The organism is Thermobrachium celere DSM 8682 (assembly GCF_000430995.1).
Taxonomy (GTDB): Bacteria; Bacillota; Clostridia; order Clostridiales; family Caloramatoraceae; genus Thermobrachium; species Thermobrachium celere.
Genome location: NZ_HF952018.1, coordinates 1,146,269 through 1,154,402, shown reverse-complemented (window position 1 = coordinate 1,154,402; position 8,134 = coordinate 1,146,269). Strand labels below are relative to the sequence as shown.

Below are 8,134 nucleotides of genomic sequence, written 5' to 3'. Positions count from 1 at the left end.
GGGTCATTTTTACAATAACCTACTACAGCATCGACGGACCATTTATCTTTAAGAATTTTTGTTTCTGCATACTTTATAAAAGCTTCGGCTGTAGCTATTTTAATTTTTGCTCCGCAATTTGAGCGATGATTTTCATATACAGCCTGACCTGTTTCAGGGAAATAACTTGTAAATGTAGATAAATCACTTTTAAGCTGTAAGGTAGTACCACGTTTAATTTCACGGGAGATAGTACTTGGACTACGTCCTAATTTTTTAGCAATATAGCGAATACTTTTACCTTCTTTTAGTAATGCATAAATTTCTCCACGCTCATAGCTATTTAGGTGTTTAAAAGAACGTACAGTTGTGTTAGAATTAATTTTATCAACCATAGTGAAAACCTCCTGTATGTTTGGATTTGACACCTATATCATACATGATTTTCACTATGGTTTTAATATTTTTTATCTGTTGCATTTAATTTTACAATGAACCTTGTGTTATTAATAAAATACTTATCACTTGAAATTATTCTTCCTGTAATATATCCATTACACACTTTCTTTTACCTCCCTACTATAATCGCTTAATAAGTTTGCTTTATAACAGATTCTGCACCATTTGTTAGTTATATCATCTAGTTGCGTAGTATATTGCAAGTCTATTGGGCATTTAGGAATATTTTTAGGCTCTCTCATCAGAATAGATTCTGTTATCTCATACATCTTCCTAGCCTTGTTTTTATGTTTTTCGTTAAGTTGAACTCTAAATCTATTTGCATAAGAATCGAAAATTAATAATCCGTTATAGAATTGTTCTTCATTTAAATATACATAGGCACAAAAGCAACCTGCTGGTTTAATGCGTTGAATAGGAATTGATATTCTATATTTTATTGGAAAAGACTTAAAATCTATTAACTCTTTTTTTATTTTTATTGGGTCAAACCCAGCCTGTTTAAAATAATACTCAAAATCTTCAGTAACAATAGTGTTAGTATCAATTTCAATATAGTTTTTATGGCTAGATATATCAATGTATACAGCAAAGGTAGATTTCTTTAAATTTAATGAAAAATTAAATAGATGTACAGGTTGAATTATAAAGTTATAACTACAAACATCATTTGTATATTCTTCATTTTTCTGCTCATCAATTATGCATTCTTGATTTTTATTATTTTTAGAGAATTTATCAAGATATTTTTTTATAATCGGTAACTGCATTTATATACCTCCTTAAATTTTTAATTATTTTTATTATATGAATTTACTTCCTTCTTATACCAAAAAATAATATATATTTACAGTAGAGCAAAACATAAAACAAATACTTTACTATAAGCTATTAACAAAAAAATAATTCCTCCTTCTTGATAAAATTTTAAATTATATCAAGAAGGAGGTTAGTATTTTGATTTTTCTTGTATATATATATTTACTATTAAAACAACATTATAGTTTAATAACACTTAATACTTCCTTTAGTTTATTAGCACCATCAAGATTTTGCTGAGATATCTCATTTACACCTTCAACTGCTGTGACAATATTTTGAGTCTTAGATGCAATATTTTCTGTTCCAACAGCACCTTCATTTACTGTTTTTGCAACATCAGTAATTGCACGAACAATTTCAGATACAGCTGCTGTTGCTTCACTAATTTGTATTTTTACGTCCTCCATATATTTGTATATAGTTTCAGCATCTACATTATACTGATCGCCAACAACTATAAAAGCATTATAGTCACTTGTAACTTTATTCTCTATAAACCCTAAAATTTCTTCACTACCTTTTGCAAGATTCTTTACTGAATTATTAACCATCTCAACAACCTTTTGAATATTAGCTGCAATCTTTGAAGATTCTTCAGCAAGCTTTCTAACTTCATCTGCAACTACAGCAAAACCTCTGCCTGCTTCTCCAGCACGTGCAGCTTCTATAGCAGCATTTAAAGCAAGTAGATTTGTTTGCGAAGTAATTGCTATTATTGTATTAGCAAGTTCATTTATTTGTTCAACTTTCTTTGATTCTTCAATTGCATTTTGTAGATCCTTCTTTACATTTTCATAAATATTTAGTGCATTTTCCTTTGATGTTTTTACTTCTGTATTTATCATTAATGCTCTTTCTTTTATTTCTTCAGTGTAGGTTGTAACTTTTTCAACCCTGTCTCTTATTTGTTCTACATTTGATAATATTGAATCTGCTGTGGCTGTTACTTCTTCAGTCGCAGCTGATGTTTCCTCCATGCCAGCTGCAAGTTCTTCTGTAGTTGCCATATTATCTTCTGCTTCTGATTTTAACATTTCAACTGTGCTTGATACTTTATGGGCATTTTCTTTAATAATGTCTGAAACGTTTATAATCTTTCCAACAATATCTCTAAGCTGAACTCTTAAATTAGCAACTGCATTTGCAATAAAACCTACTTCTCCTTTATATTTTAAAAGATCTTCATATTCTGTTTTATTTTCTAGTTCAAATCTAGATGTTTCATCAATTAGTTTTACAATTCTATTTAGCGGTTTAGTAATTCTATTTACAAATATATAAGCTAGGCTAACTGCAATTAAACCTAATATACTAAATATAAGAACAAGAGTTTTTATTAGAGATAAAATTGGAGCTACTGCTTCTTCTTCGTCAGCTGTTGTAACAACTATCCAGCCTGTTTTTTTAGAAAAATCATAAGCAGCTATCTTTTTAATTCCATTATATACATATTTAACTATATTTCTTTCAACTTTTTCGTTTGAATTCAATTTTTCAATTAAAGATTTAATTGATTCGTTTTCAACAGTTTTTCCTATTTTATTTTTATCCTTATGGTATATTAGTTTGCCTTTTGTATCAACAACATAGGTATAACCAGACTTTAATCCAGCTACCCCTTCATCCTTCAAAAATTTTGAAAAGCTGCTACATTTTACTGCATTAGCTACAAAACCTTTAATTTTACCATTTATTATTACAGGATAAGTTACTGCAACAACAAGTTCACCTGTTGACTTTGAAACTAAAACTTCACTTATTACAGGCTTTTTAAAACTTAAGGTATCTTTTGTATATTGCCTATCTAAAACGCTTTTACCAATTAGTTTTCTATCACTATCTGCACGAATTGTACCAGCTTCATCTACAAGAAAAACATGTTCACTATTTCCAACATCACCAACATATTTGTCGAATATCTGGCTTAATGCTTCTATATTTCCTTGGCCTTCTAAAACTGCTTTAACATCACTAGTTGAAGCTAGTCCATGAAGTTCAGATATTTCTTTTTCCAATAGAACATCTATTTTTTCTGCTTCACTTGTTGAAATGTTTAATATCTCCCCACTTAATCTTTTTATGAAATAATCATTAACACTTTTATAGGAAAACAATCCCATAATTAAAATGCTTGTTACGAAAACTGTTAGTACGAATAAGGATATTCGTTTTCCCATCGTCATTAAGCTTTCCTCCTTTGATTGTATTTATTTTTTATATCGTAATGTTATGTTAAAAACTTTACATGTAATATACAAAAGTAAGAATAATTAATTATAAAAAATAACAAAATAATTACAAAATATAACATAAATTGCTAGCTTACATTTAAATATAATTTAAACATTTTAAAGTTAAAAAAAAAGTAAAGGGAGGCACTAATTAGCGCCTCCTATCATATTATAGTTTATGAAAGAACATATTGGAGGTTAATATGGGTAAAAAATATTTTGCTTCGGCTAATACTTCAGCAGGATTTGTGTCCTATTTTGATTATGTACTTAAAGGAAGAGATAAGATATACATTATAAAAGGTGGCCCAGGATGTGGAAAATCAAGTTTTATGCACAAAATGGGGGTAGAACTTGAGTCTAAAGGATTTGACATTGATTATGTTTACTGTTCTGCTGACATGGATTCACTAGATGGTATTGTAATAAATGATTTAAATATAGCAATAGTTGATGGAACAGCACCTCATGTTATTGTCTCCTAAACACACTAAGAAGTATATACCTACTTTATTTAAGTTAAAGATTAGTTCAACAGCTTTAAGAGCTTGTTGAACTAATCTCTTTTATTCTTCTCATTAAGAAGTGCTATTAAAAGGGCAGTGTTGATTAACTTTGAGTCATTATTCTTTATTTTGTAGTTTTGCTCAAGCAGACTCTTCAGTTCCTCCTTAATCTTTTTATTTAAGTTTAGAGTAACCTTAATGCTTTCGCTACTATATATTCCTACAAAATCTTCAATTTGATGATTGTAATTATTCAATAATGAGTAGATACTGTTATTTAATGACTTTAACGATTTTTCAATTTCTTTTATTTTAGTTTCAATATGATAGAGCTTTTTTAATATAGTTTCAAGGTTGTTGGCATCATCTGGGGGATTATTTTCGCTTGAGTAAGTTGTACTTCCCGAATCAGTATCCTCGCTTGGTAAGGGTACTATATTTTCAGTATCTTCATTAACAACATTGGTATCTTTAATATCATTATCATCCGTAACATCCTGCCATTTCTTCTTTTTCCAAACTTTCTTAAAATTTTGTAGTATATATTTCTGAATTAAGTAAGGTGAAATTTTATTTTTTAAACCTTCATTTATCGTAATTAATAATTCATAGGGATTTTGATTTTCAGATATTGCCTTTTTCAAGTCTTCTAATTTAGCACCAACAATAATATCATTTAATTTCTCTAATTTCATGCATCCTCCTAAATTTTAAATGGCTTTAATTAAGTATATTCACATAAGTTTTTGGAAATGAATAGGAATAAAATATTACTTTTTATAAGTTTTTAATCCGATAGATAGAGCAAATTGTTATTAAAAATATAATCAAAAAATATTGTAGGCAAATAGTCTGTTATGGTATACCATAACAGACTATTTGCCTACTACCTAAATAAATAAAAATTAAGCAGAGCATGTTATTTTAGCTCTGCTTAATTTTATTGAAATTTGCTTATGTTTAATTCAATGTCTAAATTTATTGTACTATCTAAAGAAGTTACAATAACTTTATTTATATAACTGGTAATAAAATATCTCATGGTGTCTTGATTAAGATTAGAAATATTGTTTAAAAAGTGATTTAATTTATCAAAAAATTCTTCTTTGGTTAAAACGGGTTTGGATAATATGTTTTGAATTTTTTCTATTTTTTTAGAAATGCTCTCTATATTTTTTGTATAGAGTATTCTTTGAGTATTCAATACTTCAAGTACAGAGTCTTTCTCAAAACAATCAAATATGTTATCTAAGTTAGAACTGTTGTTAATATAGTTGTTAATTTGGTTAAGTTCGTTATTGAGTTTATCTCTATAATCGCAACATGCACTTAAATAGTTTGTATTGGACTGATAAAATTTTATGTAATTATTTAAAAACATTAGCCAGACATTTTCTTTATTCTGCTTTGATAGGGAGTTTGAGAGCATTTTATAAAATAAGTCCTCAAGTTCAGTTTTTTCTATTAAAACTTTTGATTTTCCTCTTTCAATACACTTAGGACATCTATAGACTAATTTTTTATTTTTACCATAGTTTTTTCCTTTTAAAGGGTTATTACAATGACCACAGTAAAGTAATCCATTTAAAACAAATGTGCTTGAATTAAATGTACCTTTATTTTTAGAACTTGACTTGATTTGTCTTATCTTACAAGCATTATTCCATGTGCTTTCGTCAATTACGACCATTTTGTCATCCTTTTTAGACTTGGTGTGTTCACTATTTTTATAAAATTTATAGTTTTTTCTACGTCCACCACGTCTATTCCAAACAATACATCCTGTATATATTTCATTTTTAATAATGTATTCAATTTTGCTTTTGGTAAATTTCATTTCACTATGTTTTTCATTTAAAATTTTACTTATTTTTCTATATCCATAGCCTTTATTATATAGCTCAAATATTTCCTTTATGATGTGTTCCTCATAATTTGATTTTTTAAGTTTAGTATGTCTGTTTGTAATTTTTTCTGCTACATAGCCAAAGGGGGTTCTTCCTCCAGGCCAATAACCTAAAGATACTTTATTTAATTGAGCATTTTTAACACGAGAAGAGAGTATATCAGCTTCCATTGAAGCTATATTGGCTTTAATAATTTCTATAAACTTATTTAAACTTGAACTACCTGTTGAAATATTTTCACCTGGTTTTGTAAAATGAATTTTAATACCTCTTTTTTCAAGTAAAGCCGATAAGGTTAAAAATTCATCAAGGTTTCTTGAAAATCTGTCAATGCTATACACAATCAAGTGCTTGAACTCTTTATTTTGTGCCCTATTGATAATCTCATACAATTTAGGCCTTCTTGTCAATATATCATTAATAGTATCAATGGAGATAATAGTATTTTCACTGCCTGATGCTGGTTTAGCTTCTTTGAAAGTTTCAATAATTTCAAGACTATTTGCTTTTGCATACTCTTTAATACAGTTTTCCTGTACATCATAAGATGAGTTGGTTTCCTGCTCCTTTGTAGATACTCTGATATAAGCAACAGCATAATTTTCATTATTTGTATTCAATTTGGATGTTGGACTTTTCATTTAGAACAACCCTCTCAATAATGCTTTCAATTATTGAATTAATATCATCATAATTAGATAAAATCTTTTCTTCTAAATTTTCTTTAAAGCCTTTATAAAAATTTATATTTTCATAGCAGTTTGTAAATTGTATTAAATCGCTCTCAAGTGAGGTCTTTTCATTATTTAGCTTTTTAATTTTAGATAAAATTTGCTTAATATCATCGTTTTCAAGTGGTTCATTCTTTTTTATCATATCCATAATTTTGTTATTAAGTTGTTTATTATAATTACTTATCTCGTATTCAATCTTTTTTATATTATCTTTAAGCATAGTAATTTTATCTGATAATTTATTTGAAACAGTATCATTTTTAAAAATATCTTCAACTAATTTACTTAGTAAAATTTTTTGTATTTCATTAACACTGACTTTGAAGCAATTTTTTTTGCAGTGATAAGTATCGTCAAATAGATATATTTTCTTCTTGCATTTACCACAGTAGAGGATGTTTTTAAACGGGTATTCCTTCTTATGGGAAAAGTTATAGTTGGATTTTTTTAGCCACACCTTCATAGCTTCAAACCATAATTCCTCAGAAATGAGGGGAACTACGTTGGTGCACTTTTGGTACATCTCCCTGTTTAATTCAAGTTCATTAGTATCTTTGTTTATAATAATTGAATCTTCAAATTTGTATTTTAGATTTTTTAATTGAAGTCCTGCCCAAGTTGGTGTTTTTATAAAATTATTAAAATGATATATTTTTTTAGATTTTGAATCCATATATTTATCAAGTAGTTCTTTAAATTTAACTTCTACATCTGAAGTATAATCATTACTATCAATATAAAGTTTAATCAATTCTTCTAATTCCTTTGATGCCTCTTGTGATTTTGGTTTGAATTTAAAAGGCTTTTCAGAGTCATCCTTTTCATATAAAAAAGGAACTTTAGGTGCGAAATATTCAGCACGTTTTCTTTTGTTTTCCTTTCCAGGTTCAATTCTGCTTTTTATAATTTCTGCCTCAAGACCTGAAAGGCACATATAGAAGCTTTCAATTAAGGAAGATAGCATACTATTATCTGAAATATACTCCACATCATCAGTAAAAAGTAGGTTTATTTTATTTTCTCTAAATATATTTCTGATTTTATAATAGTCATCAATATTTCTTGCTAATCTATCCCTTTTAAAAACAATAACTGTTTTAAACTTATTCTCCTTTGCATCTTGAAGTAGCCTTTGTATTTCTTTACGATTACTTTCGAAGTGCTTTGTTGCTGAAGCTTGTTCTTTATATATGTCATAAACAATTAGGTTGTTTTTTTGTGCTAATTCTTTTGCTCTTTTTATTTGGGTATCAAGCGAAAGAGATTCTTTTACATTTGATTTTCTTGCGTAAATCGCTGCATAGTCTTCAGGTGTTAGACTTGATTTTATTATTTCAGCAACATTTGTTGAGTTTTCACTCATTTTTTTCAAAAGCACCTCCACAATATTCATCAATAATACAATCTATTAAGATTTCTAATAATTTATTCCACGATTCAACATCATCTTTATATTTTATTGATGAAATTACAATTTCTTTTGTAGGCATAACGTC

8 protein-coding genes are annotated in these 8,134 nt (G+C 27.8%); 1 reads left to right on the top strand and 7 read right to left on the bottom strand.

The window, feature by feature from the left end:
• The 3 genes from TCEL_RS06215 to TCEL_RS06205 form a co-directional block, all read right to left on the bottom strand.
• Nucleotides 1-374 (bottom strand): helix-turn-helix domain-containing protein (locus tag TCEL_RS06215; RefSeq protein WP_040683942.1); only part of this gene is annotated, 374 nt, incomplete at its 3' end.
• Between the two features lie 159 nt (nucleotides 375-533).
• Entirely contained in the window at nucleotides 534-1,208 is a 675-nt protein-coding gene (locus tag TCEL_RS06210) for a hypothetical protein (protein ID WP_018662252.1), read from the bottom strand.
• Nucleotides 1,209-1,436: 228 nt separating this feature from the next.
• Entirely contained in the window at nucleotides 1,437-3,443 is a 2,007-nt protein-coding gene (locus tag TCEL_RS06205; protein ID WP_018662250.1) for a methyl-accepting chemotaxis protein, read from the bottom strand.
• A gap of 251 nt (nucleotides 3,444-3,694) precedes the next feature.
• Between TCEL_RS06205 and TCEL_RS06200 the strand changes: the two genes are divergently transcribed.
• Nucleotides 3,695-3,976, top strand: coding sequence for an ATPase (locus TCEL_RS06200; protein WP_018662248.1), 282 nt, complete (start codon nucleotides 3,695-3,697; stop codon nucleotides 3,974-3,976).
• A 71-nt stretch (nucleotides 3,977-4,047) separates the two neighbouring features.
• On the opposite strand, the gene TCEL_RS06195 is transcribed toward TCEL_RS06200, so the two are convergent.
• From TCEL_RS06195 to TCEL_RS14205, 4 genes are all read right to left on the bottom strand, one after another.
• Complete coding sequence (locus TCEL_RS06195) at nucleotides 4,048-4,692, bottom strand: hypothetical protein (RefSeq protein ID WP_018662246.1); 645 nt, start codon at nucleotides 4,690-4,692, stop codon at nucleotides 4,048-4,050.
• A gap of 245 nt (nucleotides 4,693-4,937) precedes the next feature.
• A complete protein-coding gene (locus TCEL_RS06190; protein ID WP_018662244.1) occupies nucleotides 4,938-6,545 on the bottom strand; it encodes a recombinase family protein in 1,608 nt (535 codons plus the stop codon).
• Entirely contained in the window at nucleotides 6,511-8,001 is a 1,491-nt protein-coding gene (locus TCEL_RS06185; protein ID WP_242823452.1) for a recombinase family protein, read from the bottom strand. Before TCEL_RS06185 ends, TCEL_RS06190 begins: the two co-directional genes overlap by 35 nt.
• A complete protein-coding gene (locus TCEL_RS14205) occupies nucleotides 7,994-8,128 on the bottom strand; it encodes a hypothetical protein (RefSeq protein ID WP_018662241.1) in 135 nt (44 codons plus the stop codon). The genes TCEL_RS06185 and TCEL_RS14205 overlap by 8 nt, the downstream gene beginning before the upstream one ends.
• Nucleotides 8,129-8,134: the final 6 nt, after the last annotated feature.

Coding starts and splice junctions, on each gene's coding strand:
- TCEL_RS06210 (WP_018662252.1), bottom strand. CDS start 1,208: ATGCAGTTACCGATTATAAAAAAATATCTTGATAAATTCTCTAAAAAT.
- TCEL_RS06205 (WP_018662250.1), bottom strand. CDS start 3,443: ATGACGATGGGAAAACGAATATCCTTATTCGTACTAACAGTTTTCGTA.
- TCEL_RS06200 (WP_018662248.1), top strand. CDS start 3,695: ATGGGTAAAAAATATTTTGCTTCGGCTAATACTTCAGCAGGATTTGTG.
- TCEL_RS06195 (WP_018662246.1), bottom strand. CDS start 4,692: ATGAAATTAGAGAAATTAAATGATATTATTGTTGGTGCTAAATTAGAA.
- TCEL_RS06190 (WP_018662244.1), bottom strand. CDS start 6,545: ATGAAAAGTCCAACATCCAAATTGAATACAAATAATGAAAATTATGCT.
- TCEL_RS06185 (WP_242823452.1), bottom strand. CDS start 8,001: ATGAGTGAAAACTCAACAAATGTTGCTGAAATAATAAAATCAAGTCTA.
- TCEL_RS14205 (WP_018662241.1), bottom strand. CDS start 8,128: ATGCCTACAAAAGAAATTGTAATTTCATCAATAAAATATAAAGATGAT.